General features: G+C 61.8%; 33 protein-coding genes. 24 read left to right on the forward strand and 9 right to left on the reverse strand.

The annotated features are described in order from the left end of the window. Window positions 1-8: 8 nt before the first annotated feature. The 18 genes from rpsQ (at window position 9) to HRQ64_RS09935 (ending at window position 10,171) form a co-directional block, all read left to right on the forward strand. Window positions 9-263, forward strand: a complete 255-nt coding sequence (rpsQ, locus tag HRQ64_RS09850) for a 30S ribosomal protein S17 (RefSeq protein WP_127752910.1) — start codon at window positions 9-11, stop codon at window positions 261-263. Next, on the forward strand, window positions 260-628 hold the full coding sequence (gene rplN, locus HRQ64_RS09855) for a 50S ribosomal protein L14 (protein ID WP_046138380.1): 369 nt from the start codon (window positions 260-262) through the stop codon (window positions 626-628). Before rpsQ ends, rplN begins: the two co-directional genes overlap by 4 nt. Next, window positions 628-939, forward strand: a complete 312-nt coding sequence (gene rplX, locus HRQ64_RS09860) for a 50S ribosomal protein L24 (RefSeq protein ID WP_127752911.1) — start codon at window positions 628-630, stop codon at window positions 937-939. Before rplN ends, rplX begins: the two co-directional genes overlap by 1 nt. Beyond that, window positions 932-1,489, forward strand: coding sequence for a 50S ribosomal protein L5 (gene rplE / locus HRQ64_RS09865; protein ID WP_127752912.1), 558 nt, complete (start codon window positions 932-934; stop codon window positions 1,487-1,489). The genes rplX and rplE overlap by 8 nt, the downstream gene beginning before the upstream one ends. Window positions 1,490-1,518: 29 nt before the next feature. Then, window positions 1,519-1,824, forward strand: a complete 306-nt coding sequence (rpsN, locus tag HRQ64_RS09870; protein WP_127752913.1) for a 30S ribosomal protein S14 — start codon at window positions 1,519-1,521, stop codon at window positions 1,822-1,824. Between the two features lie 12 nt (window positions 1,825-1,836). Continuing rightward, entirely contained in the window at window positions 1,837-2,235 is a 399-nt protein-coding gene (rpsH, locus tag HRQ64_RS09875) for a 30S ribosomal protein S8 (protein WP_127752914.1), read from the forward strand. A gap of 52 nt (window positions 2,236-2,287) precedes the next feature. After that, the gene (rplF, locus tag HRQ64_RS09880) at window positions 2,288-2,821 is read left to right on the forward strand and encodes a 50S ribosomal protein L6 (protein ID WP_127752915.1); all 534 of its coding nucleotides are present in this window, start codon (window positions 2,288-2,290) and stop codon (window positions 2,819-2,821) included. Window positions 2,822-2,833: 12 nt separating this feature from the next. Further along, the gene (gene rplR / locus HRQ64_RS09885) at window positions 2,834-3,196 is read left to right on the forward strand and encodes a 50S ribosomal protein L18 (RefSeq protein ID WP_127752916.1); all 363 of its coding nucleotides are present in this window, start codon (window positions 2,834-2,836) and stop codon (window positions 3,194-3,196) included. 21 nt (window positions 3,197-3,217) lie between these two features. After that, a complete protein-coding gene (rpsE, locus tag HRQ64_RS09890; RefSeq protein ID WP_127752917.1) occupies window positions 3,218-3,751 on the forward strand; it encodes a 30S ribosomal protein S5 in 534 nt (177 codons plus the stop codon). 26 nt (window positions 3,752-3,777) lie between these two features. Beyond that, a complete protein-coding gene (rpmD, locus tag HRQ64_RS09895; protein WP_127752918.1) occupies window positions 3,778-3,966 on the forward strand; it encodes a 50S ribosomal protein L30 in 189 nt (62 codons plus the stop codon). Between the two features lie 15 nt (window positions 3,967-3,981). Continuing rightward, window positions 3,982-4,479, forward strand: coding sequence for a 50S ribosomal protein L15 (rplO, locus tag HRQ64_RS09900; protein ID WP_172123153.1), 498 nt, complete (start codon window positions 3,982-3,984; stop codon window positions 4,477-4,479). A gap of 48 nt (window positions 4,480-4,527) precedes the next feature. Continuing rightward, a complete protein-coding gene (gene secY, locus HRQ64_RS09905) occupies window positions 4,528-5,865 on the forward strand; it encodes a preprotein translocase subunit SecY (protein ID WP_127752920.1) in 1,338 nt (445 codons plus the stop codon). Continuing rightward, a complete protein-coding gene (locus HRQ64_RS09910) occupies window positions 5,862-6,431 on the forward strand; it encodes an adenylate kinase (RefSeq protein ID WP_127752921.1) in 570 nt (189 codons plus the stop codon). Before secY ends, HRQ64_RS09910 begins: the two co-directional genes overlap by 4 nt. Before the next feature lie 177 nt (window positions 6,432-6,608). Then, window positions 6,609-6,977, forward strand: coding sequence for a 30S ribosomal protein S13 (gene rpsM / locus HRQ64_RS09915; protein WP_108398542.1), 369 nt, complete (start codon window positions 6,609-6,611; stop codon window positions 6,975-6,977). Between the two features lie 82 nt (window positions 6,978-7,059). Next, entirely contained in the window at window positions 7,060-7,452 is a 393-nt protein-coding gene (gene rpsK / locus HRQ64_RS09920; protein ID WP_127752922.1) for a 30S ribosomal protein S11, read from the forward strand. Window positions 7,453-7,551: 99 nt separating this feature from the next. Beyond that, window positions 7,552-8,571 carry a DNA-directed RNA polymerase subunit alpha gene (locus tag HRQ64_RS09925; protein ID WP_172123154.1) on the forward strand — a complete coding sequence of 340 codons (1,020 nt, stop codon included), beginning with the start codon at window positions 7,552-7,554 and terminating at the stop codon, window positions 8,569-8,571. A gap of 32 nt (window positions 8,572-8,603) precedes the next feature. Continuing rightward, on the forward strand, window positions 8,604-9,029 hold the full coding sequence (rplQ, locus tag HRQ64_RS09930) for a 50S ribosomal protein L17 (RefSeq protein WP_127752924.1): 426 nt from the start codon (window positions 8,604-8,606) through the stop codon (window positions 9,027-9,029). Window positions 9,030-9,100: 71 nt separating this feature from the next. Then, complete coding sequence (locus tag HRQ64_RS09935; RefSeq protein WP_172123155.1) at window positions 9,101-10,171, forward strand: NAD-dependent epimerase/dehydratase family protein; 1,071 nt, start codon at window positions 9,101-9,103, stop codon at window positions 10,169-10,171. Here the strand turns inward: HRQ64_RS09935 and HRQ64_RS09940 are convergent. Together HRQ64_RS09940 and HRQ64_RS09945 are read right to left on the reverse strand one after the other, a co-directional pair. After that, window positions 10,150-10,680 carry an AAA family ATPase gene (locus tag HRQ64_RS09940; RefSeq protein WP_248306953.1) on the reverse strand — a complete coding sequence of 177 codons (531 nt, stop codon included), beginning with the start codon at window positions 10,678-10,680 and terminating at the stop codon, window positions 10,150-10,152. The genes HRQ64_RS09935 and HRQ64_RS09940 overlap by 22 nt on opposite strands. Before the next feature lie 69 nt (window positions 10,681-10,749). Next, entirely contained in the window at window positions 10,750-11,931 is a 1,182-nt protein-coding gene (locus HRQ64_RS09945) for a type III PLP-dependent enzyme (RefSeq protein WP_164854793.1), read from the reverse strand. Window positions 11,932-12,124: 193 nt separating this feature from the next. On the opposite strand from HRQ64_RS09945, the gene HRQ64_RS09950 reads away from it, so the two are divergent. Next, window positions 12,125-13,588, forward strand: coding sequence for a DegQ family serine endoprotease (locus HRQ64_RS09950; protein ID WP_172123156.1), 1,464 nt, complete (start codon window positions 12,125-12,127; stop codon window positions 13,586-13,588). A gap of 9 nt (window positions 13,589-13,597) precedes the next feature. Further along, the gene (locus HRQ64_RS09955) at window positions 13,598-14,926 is read left to right on the forward strand and encodes a replication-associated recombination protein A (protein ID WP_127752927.1); all 1,329 of its coding nucleotides are present in this window, start codon (window positions 13,598-13,600) and stop codon (window positions 14,924-14,926) included. Here HRQ64_RS09955 and HRQ64_RS09960 read toward each other — a convergent pair. Beyond that, the gene (locus HRQ64_RS09960) at window positions 14,923-16,074 is read right to left on the reverse strand and encodes a patatin-like phospholipase family protein (protein ID WP_127752928.1); all 1,152 of its coding nucleotides are present in this window, start codon (window positions 16,072-16,074) and stop codon (window positions 14,923-14,925) included. The two genes, HRQ64_RS09955 and HRQ64_RS09960, sit on opposite strands and share 4 nt — an antisense overlap. 123 nt (window positions 16,075-16,197) lie before the next feature. On the opposite strand from HRQ64_RS09960, the gene crcB reads away from it, so the two are divergent. The 4 genes from crcB to HRQ64_RS09980 are packed head-to-tail and all read left to right on the forward strand — an operon-like array spanning window position 16,198 to window position 19,010. Beyond that, window positions 16,198-16,581, forward strand: coding sequence for a fluoride efflux transporter CrcB (gene crcB, locus HRQ64_RS09965; protein ID WP_127752929.1), 384 nt, complete (start codon window positions 16,198-16,200; stop codon window positions 16,579-16,581). After that, window positions 16,578-17,567 (forward strand): RluA family pseudouridine synthase, encoded by a 990-nt coding sequence (locus HRQ64_RS09970; protein WP_172123157.1) that lies wholly within the window; start codon window positions 16,578-16,580, stop codon window positions 17,565-17,567. The genes crcB and HRQ64_RS09970 overlap by 4 nt, the downstream gene beginning before the upstream one ends. After that, entirely contained in the window at window positions 17,564-18,247 is a 684-nt protein-coding gene (locus tag HRQ64_RS09975; protein WP_172123158.1) for an HAD-IA family hydrolase, read from the forward strand. The genes HRQ64_RS09970 and HRQ64_RS09975 overlap by 4 nt, the downstream gene beginning before the upstream one ends. Further along, on the forward strand, window positions 18,231-19,010 hold the full coding sequence (locus HRQ64_RS09980; protein ID WP_172123159.1) for an ATP12 family protein: 780 nt from the start codon (window positions 18,231-18,233) through the stop codon (window positions 19,008-19,010). The genes HRQ64_RS09975 and HRQ64_RS09980 overlap by 17 nt, the downstream gene beginning before the upstream one ends. Here HRQ64_RS09980 and folK read toward each other — a convergent pair. From folK to cysT, 6 genes are all read right to left on the reverse strand, one after another. Further along, on the reverse strand, window positions 19,007-19,441 hold the full coding sequence (gene folK, locus HRQ64_RS09985) for a 2-amino-4-hydroxy-6-hydroxymethyldihydropteridine diphosphokinase (RefSeq protein WP_172123160.1): 435 nt from the start codon (window positions 19,439-19,441) through the stop codon (window positions 19,007-19,009). The genes HRQ64_RS09980 and folK overlap by 4 nt on opposite strands. Further along, on the reverse strand, window positions 19,441-19,827 hold the full coding sequence (gene folB / locus HRQ64_RS09990) for a dihydroneopterin aldolase (RefSeq protein ID WP_172123161.1): 387 nt from the start codon (window positions 19,825-19,827) through the stop codon (window positions 19,441-19,443). Before folB ends, folK begins: the two co-directional genes overlap by 1 nt. 1 nt (window position 19,828) lies before the next feature. After that, a complete protein-coding gene (gene folP, locus HRQ64_RS09995) occupies window positions 19,829-20,695 on the reverse strand; it encodes a dihydropteroate synthase (RefSeq protein ID WP_172123162.1) in 867 nt (288 codons plus the stop codon). Between the two features lie 66 nt (window positions 20,696-20,761). Next, window positions 20,762-22,531: an SLC13 family permease gene (locus HRQ64_RS10000; RefSeq protein WP_172123163.1), complete on the reverse strand. Its 1,770-nt coding sequence runs from the start codon at window positions 22,529-22,531 to the stop codon at window positions 20,762-20,764. 102 nt (window positions 22,532-22,633) lie between these two features. Then, the gene (gene cysW / locus HRQ64_RS10005) at window positions 22,634-23,455 is read right to left on the reverse strand and encodes a sulfate ABC transporter permease subunit CysW (RefSeq protein ID WP_172123164.1); all 822 of its coding nucleotides are present in this window, start codon (window positions 23,453-23,455) and stop codon (window positions 22,634-22,636) included. Further along, entirely contained in the window at window positions 23,452-24,294 is an 843-nt protein-coding gene (gene cysT / locus HRQ64_RS10010; RefSeq protein ID WP_172123165.1) for a sulfate ABC transporter permease subunit CysT, read from the reverse strand. The genes cysW and cysT overlap by 4 nt, the downstream gene beginning before the upstream one ends. Between the last annotated feature and the right edge of the window lie 45 nt (window positions 24,295-24,339).

Here is a 24,339-nt window from a genome sequence, read left to right on the forward strand (position 1 = left end):
CCGCGACCATGCCAAAGCGCGTTTTGCAGGGGACTGTGGTCTCCGACGCCAATGAGAAGACGGTCGTGGTGCGCGTTGAGCGCCGCTTCACGCATCCCGTGATGAAGAAGACGGTTCGCCGGTCCAAGAAGTATCACGCCCATGACGAGGCCAATCTGGCCAAGGTCGGGCAGATCGTTTGGATCGAAGAGTGTGCGCCGATTTCCAAGAACAAGCGCTGGACGCTGGTTCAGGACGCGGCTCAGGAAGGTGCTACGCCATGATCCAGATGCAGTCCAATCTCGATGTTGCCGACAACTCCGGCGCCAAACGGGTCATGTGCATCAAGGTACTGGGCGGTTCGCACCGCAAGTACGCTTCGGTCGGCGACATCATCGTCGTCTCCGTCAAGGATGCCATTCCACGTGGCCGTGTCAAGAAGGGCCAGGTCATGAAGGCCGTGGTCGTTCGCACCGCGTTCGACATCCGTCGTCCCGATGGCACCGTAATACGCTTCGACAAGAATGCCGCGGTTCTGATCAACAATCAGAAAGAGCCAATCGGCACTCGTATCTTCGGACCAGTTCCGCGCGAGCTTCGCGCCAAGAACCACATGAAGATCATTTCGCTCGCGCCAGAGGTGCTGTAATGGCTGCCAAGATTAAAAAGGGCGACAAGGTCGTCGTCCTGGCCGGCAAGGACAAGGGCAAGACCGGGCAGGTCCTGCAGGTCATCCCGACCGAAACCAAGGCGCTGGTCCAGGGTATCAACCTGGTTCGTCGCCACACCAAGCAGACCGCGTCGACCGATGCAGGGATCTTCACCAAGGAAGCCCCGATCCATTTGTCGAACATCGCGCTCGCCGACAAGGATGGCAAGCCCACCCGCGTCGGTTTCCAGATCAACGACGGCGTCAAGACGCGCGTTGCCAAGTCGACCGGAGATGTGATCGATGGCTGAGACCGCTTACATTCCGCGGCTTCGTACCGAGTATGAAGAAAATATCCGCAAGGTTCTTCAGGAGCAGTTCTCCTACAAGAACGTCATGGAAATGCCCAAGCTCGACAAGATCGTGCTGAACATGGGCGTTGGCGAAGCCGTCAACGACACCAAGAAGGTCAAGAGCGCTGCGGGCGATCTGGAAAAGATTGCCGGCCAGAAGCCCGTGATCACCCATGCTCGCAAGTCGATCGCCGGCTTCAAGGTGCGCGAAGACATGCCGCTGGGCGTCAAGGTCACGCTGCGCAAGACGCGCATGTATGAATTCCTTGACCGTCTGGTCAACATTGCGCTGCCCCGCGTGCGAGATTTCCGCGGCCTCAATCCGAATTCATTTGACGGCCGTGGCAACTACGCTATGGGCATCAAGGAACATATCATCTTCCCGGAAATCAACTACGATCAGGTTGACCAGGTCTGGGGCATGGACATCGTCATTGCGACGACGGCCAAGAGCGATGATGAGGCGCGCGCGCTTCTTAAGGCATTCAACTTCCCGTTCCGCCAGTAAGCGGGCAGGGGAAGGATAAGGAACAGGACATGGCCAAGACCAGCTCCATTGAAAAGAACAAGAAGCGCGTTGCGCTCGCCAAGCAGTATGCCGGCAAGCGCGCAGCTCTCAAGGCGCAGACCAAGGATCAGTCGATCCCCATTGATCAGCGTTTCGCGGCCCAGTTGAAGCTGGCCGAACTGCCGCGCAATTCCGCCAAGGTGCGGGTGCGCAATCGTTGCGAAGTGTCGGGTCGTCCACGCGCTTACTATCGTAAGCTCAAGATGAGCCGTATTGCCCTGCGTGAGCTGGGCAACATGGGCATGATTCCCGGCCTCGTGAAGTCGAGCTGGTAAGGAGAATCTGAGATGAGCTTTTCCGATCCCATCGGCGATATGCTGACCCGCATCCGCAATGCCCAGTTGCGCCGCAAGACTTCCGTGTCCACGCCGGCTTCCACGCTGCGTGGCCGCGTCCTGGACGTGCTTCAGTCCGAAGGCTTCATCCGCGGCTATTCGGAAACCAAGTTCGAGAACGGCGCTGCCGAATACGAAATTGAACTGAAGTATGCCGAAAACGACCCCGTGATTCGCACCATCGAGCGCGTTTCGCGTCCCGGCCGTCGCGTTTATGCGTCGGTCAAGAATATCCCCCAGGTTGCGAATGGCCTGGGTGTGTCGATCCTCTCCACCCCCAAGGGTGTGATGGCCGACCACGAAGCCAAGGCCGCCAATGTCGGTGGCGAGGTACTCTGCCGCGTGTTCTAGGGCTTGTGCCCTGGATCCACGGTAAGACGATTACTCAAGGATTGAACTGAAAATGTCACGTACTGGCAAGAAACCGGTTGCACCGGTGAGTGGCGTTACGGTGACCGTCAATGGTCGCACCGTAACCGCCAAGGGGCCCAAGGGCGAGCTGAGCCTGCCCCTCATGGAAGTTGTCAATGTTGAGCAGGGCGACGACGGCATCACCGTTGTTCCGGCCAACGACACCCGTGAGGCGCGCGCTGCCTGGGGCACCACCCGTGCACTGATCCAGAACATGGTCACCGGTGTCAGCACGGGCTTTGAAAAGCGGCTGGCGATCCAGGGTGTTGGTTATCGCGCTGCAATGCAGGGCAAGGACATCAAGCTTTCGCTTGGGTTCAGCCACGAAGTGATCTACCAAGCCCCTGCGGGCATCACGCTTGCTGTCCCTGCACCGACCGAGATCATCGTAACCGGTACGGACAAGCAGCAGGTTGGCCAGGTTGCGGCCAATATCCGCGAGTGGCGTGCTCCAGAGCCCTACAAGGGCAAGGGCGTGCGGTACCTGGGCGAACAGGTCTTCCGCAAAGAAGGCAAGAAGAAGTAAGGAGCGCCAGCTATGGCTATTAGTGCAAAAGGTGCGGAGCGCCGCAAGGCCCGTGTCCGCAAGGCGCTCAAGGCTCGTGCCTTCGGTCGTCCGCGTCTGTCGGTTTTCCGTTCGGACAAGAATATCTACGCTCAGATCATCGATGACACGACGGGTCGCACCCTTGCGGCCGCTTCGACGCTCGACAAGGACATCAAGTCCAGTGTTGCCAATGGCAGCACCGCCGAGGCTGCAGCAGCGATCGGCAAGTTGATTGCCGAGCGCGGCACCCAGGCTGGCGTTGCCGAAGTCGTCTTCGACCGTGGGTCGTACATCTATCACGGCCGTGTAAAGGCCCTTGCAGAGGCAGCCCGCGAGGGCGGTCTGCAGTTCTAAGACACGGCAAGGAAAAACATTATGAGCAGAGACGTTCAAGAACGCGAAAGCGAATTCGTCGATCGCCTGGTCCACATCAACCGTGTGGCTAAGGTGGTCAAGGGTGGCCGTCGCTTCGGCTTTGCAGCGCTTGTTGTTGTTGGCGACCAGAAGGGCCGCGTTGGCTTTGGTCACGGCAAGGCGCGCGAAGTTCCAGAAGCAATCCGCAAGGCCACAGAGCAGGCGAAGCGGCAGATGATCCGCGTACCCCTGCGCGACGCTCGTACGCTGCACCACGATGTGCAGGGTCGTCACGGCGCCGGCAAGGTGATCCTGCGCGCAGCCGTTCCCGGTACCGGCATCATTGCTGGTGGTCCGATGCGCGCTGTGTTCGAAACTCTTGGCATCAACGACATCGTTGCTAAGTCGCAGGGCACTGCAAACCCATACAACATGGTGCGGGCTACCTTTGATGCGCTCAAGCGCGTTGATAGCCCTCGCTCGGTGGCCTCCCGTCGTGGCCTAAAGGTTTCCGAACTGCAGGCTCGCCGCGGCGAAGCTGCCGTCGAAGTCTGATCGCACCACCTAGTCGGAGATTAAAAATGGCTGATGGCAAAACCATTACCGTCCAGCAGATCGGATCACCGATCCGCCGTGACAAGGTGCAGCGTGCAACCCTGATCGGTCTGGGGCTGAACAAGATGAACAAGAAGCGCGAGCTGATTGATACGCCCGAAGTGCGCGGCATGATCAACAAGCTCCCGCACCTCGTCCGCGTAATCGGCGAGTAGGAAAGAAGGTCCCCCATGACCCGTTTGAACGAACTTCGTGATAATCCAGGCTCCAGCAAGACCCGTATCCGCGTAGGCCGCGGTATCGGTTCGGGCAAGGGAAAGACCGGTGGTCGCGGTGGCAAGGGCCAGACCGCACGCTCAGGCGTGGCGATCAACGGTTTTGAAGGCGGCCAGATGCCCCTTCACATGCGTATGCCAAAGCGCGGCTTCAATCCGCCGAACCCCAAGGACTGGAACCAGATCCGTATCGATCGCATCCAGAACTACATCGATAGCGGCAAGCTGGACGTGTCCGGTATTGTCGATGCTCAGGCTCTTGTTGCTGCCGGCGTGATCCGTCGCGTCAAGGACGGCGTGCGCCTGATCGGTGCTGAGGGTTTCACCGCCTCCAAGGTCACCTTCAAGGTTGATTATGCAACCAAGGGTGCGCTTGCAGCTATTGAATCTGCAGGCGGCAAGGTCGATTTGCTCAAGGCAAAGTCGACGGCAGAGGACGCACAGGCCGAGTGATTTCACTCGGTCTTACGCGCCTGGCCTTAAAGCCATAGGGAGCGATGCATGGCGTCCGCAGCCGAGCAACTAGCTCGTAATCTAAACTTCTCGACCTTCTCGAAGGCCAAGGCCCTTCAGCAGCGCATCTGGTTCACACTGGGCGCGCTGCTCGTTTATCGTCTTGGCACTTTTATTCCCGTTCCTGGCATTGATCCGGACGCGTTCCGCGCGACCTTCGAACAATCCCAGCAGGGCATTATCGGCATGTTCAACATGTTCGCCGGCGGTGCCGTCGAACGCATGGCGATCTTTGCCCTCAACCTGATCCCCTATATCACGGCTTCGATCGTCGTGCAGGTGATCGCCACCGCATCGCCTCGTCTTGAGGCGCTCAAGAAAGAAGGCGAAGCTGGCCGTCGCAAGATGAACCAGTACACGCGCTATCTTGCCGTGGTGTTTTGTGCCGTTCAGGCCTATGGCATCGCCGTCGGACTGGAGGGCAGCCAAGGCGTTGTGCTCAATCCAGGTTGGTTCTTCCGTATCTCGACGGTGATCACGCTGGTTGGCGGCACCATGTTCCTGATGTGGTTGGGCGAACAGATCACTGCACGCGGCGTAGGTAACGGCATTTCCTTGATCATCTTTGCCGGTATTGTCGCCAACCTGCCGACCACGATTGTTCAGACTTTCGAGCTGAGCCGGACCGGTGCCTTGCCGCCCCTGGCTGGCTTTGGCATCGTGCTGCTTTCGATTGCGGTGATTGCCTTCATCGTGTTCTTTGAACGCGCCCAGCGCCGGCTGCTGATCCAGTATCCAAAGCGCCAGGTCGGCAACAAGATGTTCCAAGGCGATACCTCGCATCTGCCGCTCAAGCTCAACACGGCAGGCGTGATCCCGGTGATCTTCGGTTCATCGCTCCTGCTGCTGCCTGCAACCATCGCGTCCTTTGCCGCTCAAGGCAACGCGCCGCAATGGCTTCAGGTGACCACGGCGCTGCTTGGTCGTGGGCAACCACTTTACCTTGCGCTCTTTGCCTTCTTCATCATTTTCTTCGCCTTCTTCTACACGGCAATCGTCTTCAACCCGCAGGAAACTGCCGACAATCTCAAGCGCTCTGGCGGCTTCATCCCGGGCATTCGTCCCGGCGAACGGACCGCTCAGTACATCGACTATGTGCTGACTCGTATCACTCTGATCGGCGCGCTTTATCTGACTGTTGTGGCGCTGATTCCCGAGTTGATCCACAACCAGCTGGCGGTGAGCCAGTTCATCGGCGGCACCTCGCTGCTGATCATGGTGACGGTGACGCTCGATACGGTTAGCCAGATCCAGAGCCATCTGATCGCGCAGCAATATGAAGGGCTGGTCAAGAAGTCTCGTCTGGGTGGGGGCAAACGTCGATGAGGTTGATCCTGTTGGGGCCGCCAGGAGCGGGCAAGGGGACACAAGCAAAAATCCTGCTGGAGACCTACGGAATTCCGCAGCTCTCCACCGGGGACATCCTGAGGTCGGCTATTGCGGCCAAGACCCCGTTGGGGCTTGAGGCCAAGGCCATTGTGGATCGTGGGGATCTAGTTTCCGACGAGATCGTCAATGGCATCGTTGCTGAACGCCTCGATGCACAGGACTGCCAGCCGGGCTTTATCCTCGACGGCTTTCCCCGCACCATTGCCCAGGCGGAAGCCTTGGGTGAGATGCTGGCGGCCAAGGGTGTCGAGCTCGACGCCGTGGTCGAGATCAAGGCCGATCCCGATGTTCTGGTCCAGCGCGTGATTAATCGCGCCAAGGAAAGTGGCGGCGCTCGCGCCGACGACAACGAGGACGTGCTGCGCAAGCGCCTTGCCGTTTACGGCGAGCAAACCGCGCCGTTGGTTGCCTATTACAGTGGCAAGGGTCTACTGCGAACTGTGGACGGCATGGCGCCGGTCACCGCAGTGACCGATGCCATCAAGGCGGCCATCGAGCACTGAAGGCAGATTTGGCAGGGCAGTTGACTCTGGCTTGTCAAGTCCTTAAAGAACCGCGTCAGTTCCATAGATTATTGGGCTGGATTCGGTTCCTCAATTGGTTGGGGGTCGAAATCCGGTCCCTTGTTGTTTAAAGGCACGGGCCGTGACGGTATCCGTGTTGAATGAAGGAGAGCAGACGTGGCTCGTATTGCTGGCGTCAATATCCCGACGAATAAGCGCGTGATCATCGCGTTGCAGTATATCCACGGGATCGGTGACAAGTTCGCCGAGGATATCTGCACCAAGGTTGGCATTCCAGCCGAGCGCCGCGTCAATGAATTGACCGACGCTGAAGTTATCCAGATCCGTGAAACCATCGACCGCGACTATGTCGTGGAAGGTGATCTGCGCCGCAATGTGGCAATGAACATCAAGCGTCTGATGGACCTGGGTAATTATCGCGGCCTGCGCCACCGTCGCGGTTTGCCGGTTCGCGGTCAGCGTACCCACACCAATGCCCGCACCCGCAAGGGTCCGGCCAAGCCGATCGCCGGCAAGAAGAAGTAAGAACCCATTTGGGGTTCTTCGATGTAGCTGCCGGGGCCGCTCCAAGGCTGACGGCAGCGTAGATATCGATCAGAGGAATTAAATGGCTAAGACTGAAACCACGCGCGTCCGCCGCAAGGAGCGCAAGAATATCACGTCGGGTGTTGCTCACGTGAATGCATCCTTCAACAACACCATGGTCACCATCGCTGACATGCAGGGCAACACGATTTCGTGGAGCTCCTCGGGTGTGATGGGCTTCAAGGGTTCTCGCAAGTCGACCCCGTACGCGGCTCAGGTCGCTGCTGAAGATGCCGCCAAGAAGGCTCAGGAACACGGCATGAAGACCCTTGAGGTTGAAGTGCGCGGTCCTGGTTCGGGTCGCGAGTCTGCGCTGCGCGCTCTCCAGGCTGCCGGTTTCAACGTCACCTCGATCCGTGACGTCACTTCGATCCCGCACAACGGCTGCCGTCCGCGCAAGCGGCGCCGCGTTTAATAGAGCAGTCAAGAGCTCCCGGCCGGGGCGGCCGGGAGTCTTATTGCGTTTGCGGCGGTGCGGCCGGGCGAGGGCCGCGATTTTGAAAGGACAAGAACCGTGACGATCCAGAGGAACTGGCAAGAACTGATTAAGCCGACCAAGCTGGAGATTGTTTCGGGCAGCGATAACGCGCGCGTGGCCTCGGTTGTTGCCGAGCCGCTTGAGCGCGGTTACGGGCTTACCCTTGGTAACGCCCTGCGTCGCGTGCTGCTGTCGTCGCTCCAGGGCGCGGCGGTGACGGCAATCCAGATTGATGGCATTCTGCACGAATTCTCCTCGCTGCCGGGCGTGCGCGAGGACATGACCGACCTTGTCCTCAACGTGAAAGAGATCGCGTTGAAGATGGGCGGCGAAGGCCCAAAGCGTCTGCAGCTCACGCGGCAGGGGCCGGGCGCTGTAACCGCGGGCGACATCAAGGTCACCGGCGATATCGAAGTGCTGAACCCCGATTTCGTGATCTGCCATCTTGATGATGGCGCCGAGATCAATATCGAGTTCACTGTGAACACCGGTAAGGGCTATGTGCCTGCCGACAAGAACCGTCCTGAAGACGCGCCGATCGGCTACATCCCGGTCGACTCGCTGTTCTCGCCGGTTCGTCGCGTGTCCTACAAGGTCGATGCCACCCGTGCTGGTGAATCGCTCGACAAGGACAAGCTGACGCTGCAGGTGGAAACCAATGGTGCGATCTCGCCGGATGATGCCGTGGCTTATGCCGCTCGCATTCTGCAGGATCAGCTCTCGGTGTTCGTGAACTTCGAAGAGCCCAGCAAGGAAAAGGCGCAGGATTCCGTGCCCGAGCTGGCCTTCAATCCGGCGCTGCTCAAGAAGGTCGACGAACTCGAGCTTTCGGTGCGTTCGGCCAACTGCCTCAAGAACGACAACATCGTTTACATCGGCGACCTGATCCAGAAGACGGAAGCCGAGATGCTGCGGACCCCGAACTTCGGCCGCAAGTCGCTCAACGAAATCAAGGAAGTCCTGGCACAGATGGGGCTTCATCTCGGAATGGACGTCAACAACTGGCCACCCGAGAATATCGATGACCTCGCCAAGCGCTACGAAGATCATTATTGATCGCGCGCTGCCAAGCACTTTAGGAGACCACCATGCGCCACGGTAATTCAGGCCGCAAACTCAACCGTACGGCCAGCCATCGCAAGGCGATGTTTGCCAACATGTCCGCCGCGCTGATCAAGCACGAGCAGATCGTCACCACGCTTCCCAAGGCCAAGGACCTGCGTCCGATCGTCGAGAAGCTCGTCACCCTCGCTAAGCGCGGCGACCTGCATGCCCGCCGTCAGGCTATCGCTCAGATCCGTGACGAAGGCCAGGTTGCCAAGCTGTTCGCAGTGCTCGGCCCGCGTTATGCCGAGCGTCAGGGCGGCTATATCCGCATCATGAAGGCCGGCTTCCGCTATGGCGACAATGCGCCCATGGCCGTGATCGAGTTTGTCGATCGTGACGTCAATGCCAAGGGCCAGGACAGCGGCCCGGTACAGTATCGCGACGAAGACGAGTCCGAAGCCGCGTAAGCGCTCAGACCCATAGACTTTTAGAAGCGGCTGCGGTTCACTCCGTGGCCGCTTTTGTTTTGGGTGCCGCAATGCAGTCTGGTCGGATCCTGGTCACCGGTGCGAGTGGGTTTGTCGGAAAGTGGACCGTCCTCGAGTTGCTGCACGCCGGTTTTGACGTACGCGGCACGGTGCGCTCCGAAGGCAAGGCAGAGGCCGTCCGCAAGACTGTCGCCGCCGAGTTGGGGCAGGGGGTCTTGTCACGCCTGCAACTCGTCAAGCTCGACCTGATGCACGATCGGGGTTGGCGGGACGCGATGATCGGGGTGGATGCGATTGTCCATGTCGCAGCCCAGATCCTCGGTATCGAACCCAAAGATCCGCAGGAGGTTATCGCCCCGGCCGTAGAGGGCACCGAGCGGGTCTTGCGCTTTGCCGTGGTCACGGGGGTCAAACGCGTGGTGATGACGTCTTCAATCGCCACCGTCGGCTATGGCCATGGGCATGTCACGGGCCAGCGGGTTTACACCGAGGAGCACTTCACCGATCTCGCCGCGATGAAGTTCACCTGGGCCTATTGCGTGGGCAAGACCAAGGCTGAACGCGCCGCCTGGGCTTATGCGCGCTCCGAGGGCTTGGCGCTGACCACGATCCACCCTGGCGCCATCCTGGGACCGGCGCTCGACGATGATGCCAGTGTGTCCCTGCGCATGGTCTCGGGGCTTCTGGAGGGCTCTACGCCCGCCATGCCCAGCAATGGCTTTTCGGTGGTGGATGTCCGCGACGTGGCCGCGATGCACGTTGCCGCGCTCCAGCAGTCATCCTCTGCCGGGCACCGTTATCTGGCGACCTCGGACTATGTGCCGTTTCCCGATGTGGCCGAAATCTTGCGCAGCGCCTATCCCGACCGGGCCATCACCCGCAAACAGGTGCCCGATTGGTTGATTAAGCTGCTGGCGCGGTTTGGCGGGCCCACGCGCCAGATCATCAATGATATCGGCAACCAGAAACATTACGATCGCACCAAAGGGGAGGGCTTGCTTGGCCGCCCCTTCATCAGCGGGCGGGATGCCATTCTCGCCACCGCCGAAAGCGTGATCCGGCTCGGCTTGGTAAAGCCGACCGATGCCAACACGCCGGCTCAGAGCGCCCAGGCACAATAAAGCGCCTTCACCTCATCGAGGCTCCGGCAGAACACCACGGGCAGGCCGGCCTCCGCCGCCAGCAGGTTCAGGCGATCAGTGCTGCGCCGCGTCTTCCAGATCCAGCGGATCATCGCCCATTTGACGCTGTCCTTGTTGCCTTCGAGGCTGCCGGCACGGCGCTTCTGCAACAGGGTTCGCCTGAGATAGCGCAGATGGCGCCGGATGAAATGGTCATCGAGAATGATGACGCCGGTAGCACGCTGAAGGCGCTGCGGCAGCAGTAGCGAATAGTTGCCGTCCATCACCCAACGCTCACAACGGATGGCCTCGTCGTGTAGCTGGTGAAACTGTGCATCCGGGCGCAACTGCCAGTCCGTGCCCGGCAGGTGCCGAAGCTGGTCGAGGTGCACCGGTGTCGCTCCAAGCTTCTGGGCGAGGGCTACGCACAGCGTTGACTTGCCGGCATTGCTGGGCCCCATGATCACGATGCGCTCGCCCATGGCGGCCAGCGGCGGCAATTGCGGCATCTTCCTCCTCCCCAAAACGAAAAGGCCACCCCGATGGTCTGGGGTGGCCCTTGTTCAGCTGTTTCGCGCTTATTCCGGCTGGACGTCCTTGCCGGTGTAGACTTCCTCGACCCAGTACTGGTCACGGCGGTCAAAGCCGTTGAACGGGGTCAGCGAGGCCTGGGTATAGGCACCCATCAGGCCGAACTCGATCCAGTCGTCTTCATCGATATCGGCGGGCAGGGTGAACACCTGGGGCAGCACGTCATAGCTGTCGCAGGTCGGCCCCCAGATGGTGAACTCGGAGAACTCGGCATTGTTGTCGTGCACCCGCGCACCGCGCCACACCCGCACTGGGGGAGTAAAGTGCATGAACTTCACTTCCATCAGCGAGCCATAGGCGCCGTCATTGACATAAACCGATTGGCCGCCACGCTGATGCTTCACCCGCAGCAGCAGCGAGGTCGACGAGGTCACGAGGGCCCGACCGGGCTCGATGATCAGCTCAGGGCGATTCTTGTTGCCGAAATGATCCTCGACCGCGGTCGAGATCGTTTCGAAATAATAGTCCATCGGCGGCGCTTCGCTGGTCGGGTAGGGGGCGGGATAGCCGCCACCGATATTAAGGCGTTTCAGCTCGATCCCCGCTTCGTTCACGATGCGCGATGCAGCCGCGATGTGACGCTCATAGGCATAGGCGTCTTCGCACTGCGAGCCGACATGGAAGCACAGGCTCGGCGTATAGCCCATCTGCTCGACCATGGTGACGATCTCGGCGGCGCCTTGCTCCATCACGCCAAACTTGATGCCGAAATCGTACGACTTCAGCGCCTTGCCGGCCTTGAAGCGCGTCGTGACCTCAACGTCGCGCGAGGGCGATACCACGGAGGCAAGCTGATCGAGCTGCTGGGGATGGTCGATGGTGAAGGAGCGAACGCCGAACTCCTCATACGCCCGCACAATTTCCCGCTTGTTCTTGATCGGATTGTTGTAGTGCATTGCTGCACCCGGCGCATAGTCGCGCACCAGCTCCATCTCTCGATTGGAAGCAACGTCGAATGCCTTCAGCCCTTCGCGGTGCAGCTGCGCAATGATGTGGGGCGAAGGGTTGCACTTGACGGCATAAGTCAGCAGCCCGTCAAAGCCCTTGCGAAACACTTTTGTGGCCTTGTGCAGCTCCCGCTCCGAGAACAGAAATGCCGGAAAATCCGGAGCTTCCGCAGCGATCAGCGCGGAGGTATTGGGAAACACGTGTTTCGGCTCAGTGGTCATTGACGACTTGCCTTTCCGGCACAGGGGAGAGGGGGAGGTGAGCGCTGCATATAGGGTGCCGGGCCCCCCAATTCAAACCTTTATTTGCATTGGATTTATCTGCTGGCCGCTGTGCCATTTTGACGACAAAGTCTGGGCGTTTCGCTGCCCCTCCGCGGCCCCTGGGCCGCACCCTTTGCTGGAGTTTTGCTTGATGCGTGTGCAGGCTTGGATCGGGGCTGGTTTGGTGCTTGGGGCTCTGGCTCTGGGCGGGACATTGGCTTTGGCTCCACTACAGCAAGCCTCCGTAGCGCAAAGCCAGGATCTGACCTCGGCCCCCGCCACCCGGCAGGTGCCCCAGAGCGAGGGGCAGCTCAAGCTCAGCTTTGCGCCGGTCGTGGCGACGGTCGCCCCTTCGGTGGTCAATGTCTATGCGACCCGCATCGAGCAGCAGGCGACTTCCCCCTTTGCCAGCGATCCATTCTTCCAGCGCTTTTTTGGTGGCCGCCAGTTCCAGAGCCGCCCGCGCGAGAGTCGCTCGCTGGGCTCGGGCGTAATTGTGGATGCCAGCGGCGTCGTGCTCACCAACCGCCATGTGATCGAGGGCGCCACCGATGTGCGTATCGCCCTTTCCGATGGCCGTGAGTTTGCAGTCGACATCGTCGTCGAAGATGCCCAGACTGATCTGGCCGTCCTGCGCGTGCGCGACCCCGCTTCCGTCACCTTCCCCGCCATCACCTTTGCCGATTCGGACGGGCTCCTCGTTGGCGATCTGGTGCTCGCCATCGGCAATCCCTTCGGCGTCGGGCAGACGGTGACGAGCGGCATTGTTTCCGCCCTGGCCCGCACTGGCGTGGAAAGCAGCGACTACGAGTTCTTCATCCAGACCGATGCGGCGATCAATCCGGGCAATTCCGGCGGCGCTCTTGTCGATCTCGACGGCAAGCTCGTGGGCATCAACACCGCCATTTATTCGCAGACCGGCGGCTCGGTGGGCATCGGCTTTGCCATTCCCGCCAACATGGCGCGGCTGGTGGCCGATGCCGGCGTCGCTGGCGGCGAAATCGTGCGCCCCTGGTTTGGCGCCAAGATGCAGACAGTGACCCCCGATATCGCCAAGAGCCTTGGCATGCCCGCGCCGCATGGGGCGCTGATCACCGAAGTGGCGCCTGGTGGGCCGGCCGAACGCGCCGGCTTTGCCTCGGGCGATGTGATCGTGTCGGTGGACGGCATCACTGTCGATGATCCCAGCGCCTTTAACTTCCGCCTCGCCACCAAGCCAATCGGCACCCAGACGCAGCTTGAGCGCCTGCGCGGCGGCAACACCCAGGCCATTGCCTTCACTGTCGAGACTGCGCCCGCTGCCGGACCGGACAAGATCGCCGACATCAGTGGCAACACCCGCTTTGCCGGCACCAGCGTGCGTCAGCTTGATCCGGCCCTTGCCGAAGCCAAGGACCTGCCTTACGACGCCAAGGGTGTGCTGATTACGGCGGTTGAGCCCGGCTCGCCTGCCGATCAGATGGGTTTGCGAGTGGACGACATCGTGCTGTCGCTCAACGATATCAGCATGGATACTGTGCAGGCCTTCACCAGTGCCGTCGCGCAGCGCGTCCGCACTTGGCAGATTATCCTCCAGCGCGACGGGCGGGTGTTGCGCAGCATTGTCAGCGGCTAAAGGAGCCCCATGGCCGATCTTTTCGCCACCCCGACCGACCAGTCCGCCGAGGATCGCGCCCGCCCTCTGGCCGATCAGTTGCGCCCGCGCAGCCTCGATGAGGTGATCGGGCAGACCCACTTGCTCGGGCCCGATGGCACGCTGCGCCGCATGATCGCCTCTGGCCGGCTGGGGTCGCTGATCCTGTGGGGTCCTCCGGGCACGGGCAAGACCACCGTCGCGCGCCTGCTCGCCGATCAGATCGGCTATGAGTTCGAGCAGATTTCGGCGGTGTTTTCCGGCGTGGCCGATCTCAAGAAGGTGTTTGAGCGGGCCCGCTTCGTTCGCCTTTCCGGCAAGAAGACCCTGCTGTTCGTGGACGAAATCCACCGCTTCAATCGCGCCCAGCAGGATGGCTTTCTGCCGGTGATGGAAGACGGCACTGTGGTGCTGGTCGGCGCCACGACCGAAAATCCCAGCTTTGAGCTCAACGCCGCCTTGCTCTCGCGCAGCCAGGTCCTGCGCTTCGAATCGCTCAGCCTCGAAGATCTGGACAAACTCGTCGGGCGTGCCGAAGCGTTGGGTAGCGCTGCACTGCCGCTGGAGCCCGATGCCCGGGCAACGCTTTTAACCCTTGCTGATGGAGACGGCCGCGCCTTGCTGGGCTTGGTGGAAGAAGTGCTGGCCTCGGCCAAGCCGGGCGAGATTCTTGATGCCGCTGCCCTCCTGACCGTCGTGCAGCGCCGCGCGCCCATCTACGACAAGGCTCAGGACGGGCACTACAATCTCATCTCGGCGTTGCATAAGACCGTGCGCGGCTCGGATCCGGATGCGGCGCTTTACTATTTCGCGCGCATGCTCGACGCCGGCGAAGATCCACTGTTTCTGGCCCGCCGCCTCATCCGCATGGCCGTGGAAGACATCGGCTTGGCCGATCCGCAGGCGCTGCCGCAGGCCGTCGCAGCTCGTGACGCTTACCAGATGCTGGGTTCACCGGAAGGCGAACTCGCCCTTGCTCAGGTCGTGGTTTATTTGGCTCTCGCGCCCAAATCGAACGCCGTCTACACGGCCTTCAAGGCCGCCACCAGCCTTGCCAAGTCAACCGGCTCGCCCATGCCGCCGATGACCATTCTGAACGCGCCGACCAAGCTGATGAAGGGCTCGGGCTATGGCGACGGCTATATCTATGACCACGACACGCCCGAAGGCTTTTCGGGGCAGGAGTATTTCCCCGAAAAGCTTGGACGGCAGAGTTTTTATCATCCGGTTGGCCGGGGCTTTGAACGCGATCTCGGCAAGCGGCTGGACTATTTCGCGCGTCTGCGTGCTGAAAAGGGGGCGCGCGAGGAGAACGACTAGTCCTCCTGCTGCCACACGCCGGCCTTGCCGCTTTCAAAGCCATAGTTATAGAGCGCCACCAGCCATTGCGGGCTGCCGAACAGATTATCCGTGCTCGGGAACTCCGGCGGAATAGCCGTAAGGCTGTAGTCGATGCCGCTTTCCGCCACCATTGACGAAAGCACGGCGATGTCGCTGCGTCCGCGATACTTCAGCAGGGTCGGGATCGAGCGCCCCAGGATCGAGGCGCTAGTCATCTGCACCGGCTCGCGGGTGGGAGCGATGGTGCCGTTGTAGATGACATAGAGGTGCCGGTTGCGGGACGCGGCGCCGGGCAGCCCATCAAAACCGCCGGGCAGCAGAACCAGGTTCTGCGTCACCCCGCCATCCACATGCAGCTCGTCATAGCCTCTGCCGCCTGCAGCAACATTGATCAGCACAGGCGGATAAATGCCCGGGACCGCCGCCGAGGCCAGAATGATCTGGCGCACCAGCCGCAGCTTGTTGGGAATGGCACTGACGGCGATGGCGCCGATATCCCACACCACCGGCCGCTCGGCATCCAGATTGGTGGTCCCGATCAGCAGGCGCCGTCCTTTTTTGTGCTCAATGGCAATCTCATCAAGGGCCTGTGCATCGACAAGGCGGGCAATGGCATTGATGAGCGGGCGGTTGCTGGCGATCGAGGGCGCGCCCAGCACGGCTGAAACGAAGTCGAGGGCGGGTGAGCGCTGCAACGCCAGATCGGCGAAGATCGCCTGCAGCCGGCTGTCATAGCGCGGGCCAAGGAATGCCATGGGCGCGATCATGGCGCCGACGCTGATGCCGGTGACGACCTCGAATTGCGGCCGGTCCCCGCGCGCCGTCCAGCCCACCAGATAGCCCGCGCCATAGGCGCCATTGATGCCGCCGCCCGAAAGCGTCAGGTAATCGATGCTGCCATCGCCCGCGTCGCGCAGGTCCGCGGCCTTCATCTCGGCGGTTTCGTCGCCCCAATAGCGAATATCGGCGTCAATGGCCGAGCCCGGGATGCCGGCCTGTTCGGTCAGCGCTGCCGGTACGGCCGGCAACCGGCTGCTGATGCTCACGCATCCCGCGAGAGCCAGCATGGCCAGGGCCATCCCCATGGAACGAACGCCGAGCGCAAGCCCCTGATCAAAAACGGTCATTATCTGCCCCAGTCACTTTGTTGCCCAATAGCTGAGACTTGGAACTGTTCCCGTGCCAACACCGGCCTTCTTGCATTTGTTTGAACTGTGGCTAAACCGCCATGGGGAGCAAGGAGCAAGTGCATGAGTGGTTATCTGTTGATTGCCTGCGGCGGCGCTTTGGGTGCGATGGGGCGCTTCGGCGCCTCGACGATTCTGGGGCGTATGCTACCCTCAGGCTTCCCCTTCGCTATTTTGCTGGTCAACATTGCGGGCTCTGTGGCCATGGGGCTGCTGGTGGGCTCGCTTGTGCGCTGGAGCCCGAGTTGGGCTGAGGAAGCGAGGCTCTTTGCCGCAGTGGGCGTTCTGGGCGGTTTCACGACGTTTTCGAGCTTTTCGCTGGACACTTTGACGCTGATCGAGCGCGGCGCACTCCTCCAGGCCGCTCTCTATGTGCTGGCATCGGTTGCTGTTTCGGTGGCGGGGCTGTATCTGGGGCTTTTGGTCACGCGAGGCAGCCTGACATGAGTGCGGTGCAGCAGCGCCAAGTGAGCGGCGATGAAGACGGTATGCGTCTGGATCGCTGGTTTGCGCAGAATTTCCCCCAGCTTGGTTTCGGACGGCTGCAAAAGCTGATCCGCAATGGTGAGGTGCGTGTCGATAAGGGCCGGGTGCAAACCAGCACGCGGCTCTCGGCCGGCCAGACCGTGCGCATCCCGCCCATCGACGATGCCGAAGCGCCCCGGCCGCCCAAGGTCAGCAATGCCGACGCGCAGTTCCTGCGCGACCTCATCCTGTATGAGGACGACGACATTTATGTCTTCAACAAGCCTGCCGGCCTTGCCGTGCAGGGCGGCAGCGGCACCAAGCGACACATCGATGGCATGCTCAAGAGCCTGCCCAACAAGAAGGGCGAAGCTCCCCGGCTGGTGCACCGTCTGGACCGCGACACCTCGGGGTGCCTTGTGGTCGCCAAGACCCATGCTGCCGCCAGCCATTTCGGCTCGGTCTTCCGCTCCCGCTCGGCTCGCAAGATCTACTGGGCCATCGTCGCGGGCAATCCCACGCCGCGCCAAGGCGAGATCTCCTGCTTTTTGACCAAGCAGTCGACCACCGATGGCGAGCAGATGGTCGTGGTGCGCAACGGCACGCCCGGCGCGCAGCATTCCACCAGCTATTATTCCACCACTGATACTGCGAGCCGTCGCTTTGCCTGGGTGACCCTCAAGCCCGTCACCGGCCGCACCCACCAGTTGCGCGTCCATATGGCCCAGCTCGGCACGCCCATCATCGGCGATCCCCGCTATTTCAATATCGAGAACTGGCAGCCTGCCGAAGGGCTGGGGGAGGGGCTTCATCTTCACGCCCGCCGCATCGCTCTGCCCCTGCGTGGTGGCAAGCGCCTCGATATCTCCGCCCCGCTGCCGCCCCATATGCGCCAGAGCTTTGAAGCGCTCGGCTTTGATCCCGACCGCTACGATGTTCAGGGCGATGATCCGGAGGAAGCGGCATGACCCTTATCATGTTCGACATGGACGGCACGCTGATCGACACGCAGGCCCTGATTGCCGAGCACATGGCCCGCACCTTCGAGGATGCCGGTCTGCGCCCACCCACGCCAGCAGAAGCGCGCCGGGTCATCGGCTTGTCGCTGCCACTGGCGCTGGGGCGTCTCGCCGGCAATGATGATCCCGCCATCATCGATCCCATGGTCGATGCCTACAAGGCGCACTATCGCGCCTCGCTCGTAGCCGATAGCAGCCGCGAAGCGCTGTTCCCCGGCGCCCTCGATGCCCTCAACCGCCTGCGCGGCCGCAGTGATACCGAACTCGGTATCGCTACCGGCAAAGGTTTGGCTGGCGTCGAGCGCATCCTGGCGCTGCATGGCATTGCCGGTCATTTCGTCAGCTTCCAGACGCCCGACCACAATCCCTCCAAGCCTCACCCCGGCATGATTCACCGCGCCATGGACGGACGCGGCGCCCTGGCCACCGATACGATCATGGTGGGCGACACTACCTTTGACATCGAGATGGGCAAGGCTGCCGGCGCATGGGCGATCGGGGTTAGCTGGGGTTATCACGAAGCCGATGAATTGCTCGCGGCCGGAGCCGATATCCTGATCGACACGTTTGATCAGCTCGACGCCGCGGTTGAACAGCTGATGGAGCAAGAGCATGCGCGACCAGCTTGAAGACATCCAGAAGCACCTCGATGACGGCTATGGCCGTGCCCAGGAACTCGACAAGGTCGAGCTGCCCGTCCGCTTCTACAAGGACGTGGGCGTCGCTCCGGTTGACGGTGGCTTCGTCGTCACCCTCGATGGTCGCCCCACGCGCACGCCCGGGCGCAAATTGCCCATCGTCGTGCCCGCTGCCGGGATTGCCACCACCATGGCCGAGGAATGGGCGGCGCAGGGCGAACGCATCGACGCCACCACCATGCCCACCGTCCGGCTGATCAATTCAGCCATCGAAAGCGGCGAGGAGTTGGTGCCCGCATTGCGCGCCGAGATCATCAAATTCGCCGGCGGCGACCTGATGCTCTACCGCGCCGAAGCGCCGCGCGAGCTGGTGGCCGAACAGGAAGCCGTTTGGGACAACGCGCTCGTGTTACTGGCCCGCCATTTTGGCGTTCGTTTCCAGCCCACGGTCGGCATTGTGCACCAGGAGCAACCTGCAGCAACGCTGAGCCGGCTCGCCGAAGAGCTCGAAAGCGAGAACCTGCTGGTGCTGACGGCACTGGTTTCGATCACCGGGCTCACCGGCTCGGGGCTGCTGGCGCTGGGTCTTTGGCACAAGCTCTTTACCCCCGACCATGTCTGGACGGCCGCCCATCTCGACGAGGATTTCCAGATCGGCCAGTGGGGCGAGGACGAGGAAGCCGCCTATCGCCGCGCCCGCCGCCGCATCGAATTCGATGCCGCCGTCGGCGTCTTGGAGCACCTGCGCCCCTAACTGCGCCGGCTGGTCAGCCACTGCGCCACTTCGGGCGCAATCTCCCGCAGCGGATCGAGCACGAAGTCGCGTTCATGGGCATAGCGATGCGGCAAGGTCAGCCTTGCCGTATCCATCTCCAGCCGCTCATAGGCCACCACATCGATATCGATCAGCCGCGGCCCCCAATGCTCGAGCCGTTCCCGACCCATCACCGCTTCGATCGCCTGCAGCGCGTCGAGCAAGGGTACGGGTTCCAGCGCGGTGTTGATCTCTAGCGCCAGATTAAGAAAATCCGGCTGGTCCGTCTTGCCCCAGGGCTTGGTCGTGATCATGCCCGATTGCGCCACGACGGCGACCCCGTCCGCTTCACCAATCCGCCGCACGGCTTCCGCCAGATTGGCGGGTGCATCGCCCAGATTGGCGCCCAGGCTGAGCCATGCCCGTGCCATCAGGCGACCGGCCGCTGACGGTGCAGCTCGATGGCCGCTTCCCCCCGCACCATAGCGATCGGCGCTTCGGGCTTGCGGATCCGAACCACGATCCACTGCACATCGGCAAAGGCTGCGAACACGCCATCAACGATGTTCTGCCCCAGCGCCTCGATCAGATCGACCCGCTTGCCTTCAAAGGCCGCTTTGACCACGTCATAGATCTCGGCATAGGAGACCGTGGAGCCGATCTGGTCGGTATAGCCGGGCTCCGACAGGTCCACCCCGCATTCAAGGTCCACAAAGAAGCGCTGGCCCAGCGTTTGTTCTTCGCTGAGCAAGCCGTGGAAGCCGTAAAAACCGAGATCGCGCAGGATGATGCGGTCGCCGCTGAATGGCTGGCTCATCTCAATTGTTTCCTTCTGCCGGCGGGCCATATAGCGCCGCTTCCGCCACGCGCAGCGCGTCGCGATGCGCGCGCACATCGTGCACCCGGAAGATATGGCCACCATGGCTATAGGCCAAGACATTGCTCGCGATCGTACCCGCGAGCCGCTCCTCGGGCTCGTTGCCCAACACCTTGCCAATCATCGACTTGCGCGATGTCCCCACCAGCATGGGCAACTGCACACCGTCCCCGGCGGAACACGCCTTCTCTAGCCGCGTCAGCATGGCGTAGTTTTCGGCCAGGCTCTTGCCAAAGCCGAAGCCCGGGTCGGCGATCAGCTGCTCACGCCGGATCCCTGCCGCCTCGGCGACCGCGAGTGTTCCCGCCCAATAGCTCTGCATGGCAGCCAACAAATCGTCGCCGGGGTCGCGCGACTTGTCCCAGTGCATGGCAATCACCGGCACCCCGTGCAGCGCCGCCACGGCAGCCATGTCTGGATCGCCTTGCAGGCCATGAACGTCATTGATCATCGCGGCACCCGCCTGGATCGCCTGATCGGCGACCAGCGGCTTATAGGTGTCAATAGAAATCGGGACCCCGATTTGGGCGGCACGGAGCGCATCGAGCACCGGCATAACGCGGTCCAGTTCCTCCTGGACGCCAACCAATGCCGCGCCCGGGCGGGTGCTTTCACCGCCCACATCGATGATATCTGCACCCTCAGCCACCATCATGCGGGCATGGTCAACAGCCGCTTCCACCCGATTGTGTTGCCCGCCATCGGAAAACGAATCGGGCGTCACATTGAGGATGCCCATGATCTTGGCGGTGGGCCCCAGGAGGAGCGGTGGTTGGCCGGGCAGGTCTATCGAGTGGGATGTGTGCATGAAGGGCGCGGTCTCCGGTACCGCAACTTACCGGTGAGCATCGGCCCGCTCAAGCACGCTAGCTCGTTAGAACGGCCACACCAGCATCAGCATCGGCACCCCGACCAGAATCACCAGCAGCGATAGCGGTAGCCCCAATCTCGCATAGTCGCTGAACTTGTACCCGCCCGGCACCATCACCAGCGTGTTGCACTGGTGTCCGATCGGCGTGAGGAAATCGCAGCCGGCCCCGATGGCCACCGCCAGCAGAAAAGCCTCGGGCGCATAGCCGAGATCGGTCGCAAAGGTCGCCGCAATCGGCGCCATCACAAGAACGGTCGCCGCATTGTTGAGGAAGGGGGTCACGGCCATGGCCGCAACCATGATCAGGGCGAGAGCGCCCCAGCCCGGCAAGGTGCTGGCGGTGGCGGAAAGCCAGCCAGCGATGATCTCGGTGCCGCCGGTTGAGCGCAGCGAATCGCTGACGGGGATGAGGCAAGCGAGCATGATCAGGATCGGCGCATCGATCCGATTATAAACCTCCCGCAGCGGCAGTGCGCGCGTCAGCACCATAGCGGCCGCCGCAGCAAAGAACGCCGGTGCTACTGGCACCACTCCAAAGGCAGTCAATGCCATCGCCACCAGCAAAATCCCGAGCGGCACGAGTCCGTTGCGCACGCTGCCAATGCGTAAGCCACGCTCCACCAGGGGCAGGCAGTCCCATTCGCGCAGCAATTCAGGCAGCTTGTTGAGATCGCCCTGCAGCAGCAGCACGTCGCCATTGCGGAACCGGATCTGTCCCAGCCGCTCGGTCAGGCGCTCATTGCGCCGGCTCACCGCGAGAAGATTGAGCCCGGTGCGATCGAACAGCGTCAGTTCCTGCGCGGTGGCGCCGATCAGGTCCGAGCGCTCGCCCACGATTGCTTCGATCGTGCCGGTTTCCTGGGAGGCATTGGCAATAGCGTCGCGCCGCTCGGAAAAGGAAAGCCCTGCCTGCGCCACCATCTTGTCGAGCGCGTCGGGTTCACCCTCAATCAGTAGCGTGTCGCCCGCCTTGAGCTTGGTGTCCGGGAAGGGTGTACGGCGCTGTCCGGAAGCACTGAGAATGCGCGTCACCATCGCCCGCCCGTCCGCGAGCCCCTGCAATTCGCCGATCTGCAGCCCTACCGCGCCAGTATCCTCGAGCACATGGGCTTCGGTCGTATAGTTCTTGATGTCGACTGCGGTTTCCATGCCGCCATCCGCCGGTCGGCGCTCGGGGAGCAAGCGGTAGCACAGCACGAGAAAGGCAACACCCACCACGGAGAGCGCCGCGCCCACAGGGGTGAAGTCGAACATGGTGAAGGGCGTGCCGACCAACTCCTCGCGCACCCGCGACACAATGATATTAGGCGAGGTGCCGATCTGGGTCATCAGACCGCCGAGGAGCGAGCCAAACGACATCGGCATCAGAAACAGCGATGGCGACACGCCCGAGCGGCGCGCCATCTGGAAGGCGATGGGCATCATGATCGCCAGCGCGCCGATATTCTTGACGAATGCGGAAAGCACCGTGACCACCACCACCAGCAACAGCAATTGCGCGCGTGGCGCGGTCAAGCCCGGTGCCAGGCGCCGCACCGCCACTTCCATGACGCCGGAGCGGGCGATGGCGGCGCTGACGATCAGGGCACTGGCCACGATGATGACGATGTCGTCCGAAAAGCCGCTAAAGGCATCCTCAGGCGCCACGATACCCACGGCCATGGCGGCAAGGAGTGCACCAACGGCGACAACGTCGTATCGCCACCTCCCCCAGATAAAGGCGACCATCATGGCGCCAATAACGAGGAAGGCTAACATCTGCGGTGTGGTCATATCGGCTCCGGATTTCGCCATGAGCAACGCCCCTGGCCGGCGTTGTATGCCAGAGCCGGAAAATAAAAGCCGCACCTGCGGAGTGGAACCTTTACGGGGTCGCTATCCACGGCCCGCGTTACGGCCGAGCACCGATTTGAGGATCAACGTTACGACCGCCATCAGCGCCAGGGTCGATGCGGCGGCAAAGGCACCCGTGACGTTGAAGTCGTTGAACAGCTGAGAGATCTGCAGTGGCAGCGTGTTGGTCTGCCCGCGAATGGAGCCGGCAACCACCGATACCGCACCAAACTCCCCCATCACGCGCGCATTGCACAGCACAGCCCCGTAGAGCAGGGCCCACCGAATATTGGGCAGGGTGACATACCAAAACATCTGCCAGCCATTGGCGCCGAGCGACAGGGATGCCTCCTCGTCCTCGCTTCCCTGCTGCTGCATCAGAGGAATGAGCTCGCGGGCGACGAACGGCGCGGTAACGAACAGGCTCACGAGGAAAATGGCAAACACCGTGAACATCAGCTGGATGCCCACGCTTTGCAGCGCCGGCCCAAGCAGCCCCTGGCCGCCATAGAGGAAGAGATAAGAGACGCCAGCAACAATGGGGCTGATCGAGAACGGCAGTTCGATCAGCGTCACCAGCAGTTGCCGTCCCGGAAAGCGGAACCGGGTCACCAACCAGGCCGCGCAGACCCCGAACACCATGTTGATCGGCACTACCACGATCGCGGTCAACACCGTCAGCCAGATGGCGTGGAGCGTGTTAGGCTCAAGGATATTGCTGAAGTAAACGCCGATCCCTTCGCGCAGTGCCGTCGCGAAGATCAGCAGCAAGGGCACAACGAGGACCAGGCCCGAAAGCACAAGCGCCAGGGCAATCAACAGCCGTTCGCTGAGGCTGCGTGGGGTGGAGGCGACCCGGCTCATATCTTGCTCCGATCCGTGTAGCGCAGCTGCCAGGCGGCGAGCGCATTAGTCAGGAACAGCGTGCCAAAGGCGGTCAGGAGGAGCACAAAGGCGAGCGCCGCTGCACCCTCGTAGTTGTATTCGTCGAGCCGGATAAAAATCAGCAACGACACGATCTCGGTCAGCCCCGGCAGATTGCCCGCGATGAACACCACGGCGCCGAACTCGCCGAGCGAGCGGGCAAAGGACAGCACGCAGCCGGCCATGAAGGCTGGCAAGATGGTGGGCCAGATCACCCGGGCAAATACCTGCCACGGCGTCGCGCCCAGGGTCCTGGCTGCTTCCTCGAGCTCAAGATTGGCTTCCTCGAGCACCGGTTGCACCGTGCGCACCACAAAGGGAATGGAGGTGAAGGTCATCGCCACGATGATGCCCAACTGGGTGTAGTTGACCTGCAGTCCGATCGGCGCCAGCAACTGCCCATACCAGCCATTATCGGCAAAGAGGGTCACGAGGACGAGCCCTGCCACGGCGGTGGGCAGGGCAAAGGGGAGGTCCACCAGCGTATCGAGCACCCGCTTGCCGGCAAATTCGTAGCGGGTCAGCACCCAGGCCAGCAGCAGGCCGAAGGCGCCGTTGAAGGCGGTGGCCATCAGCGCCGAAGAAAAGGTGATCCGATAGGCCGCCAGCGACCGTGGCGACGAAACAATGCGCCAGAACTCGGCCGGCCCCATCCCCGCCACCTTCAACAACATGGCCGCGATGGGTAGTAGGATGATGATGCCGAGATAGAGCAGGGTGGTCCCCAGCGTCACGCCAAAGCCGGGAAGCAGGTTATTTCGTCGGGAAGCGGCGGCCATACGGTCCTCGGCATCGGGCAGCCCGCCAAGGCGGCGCTGCCCGGC

Origin of the sequence: Devosia sp. 919, assembly GCF_013185965.1 — a bacterium.
Classification (GTDB): Bacteria; Pseudomonadota; Alphaproteobacteria; order Rhizobiales; family Devosiaceae; genus Devosia.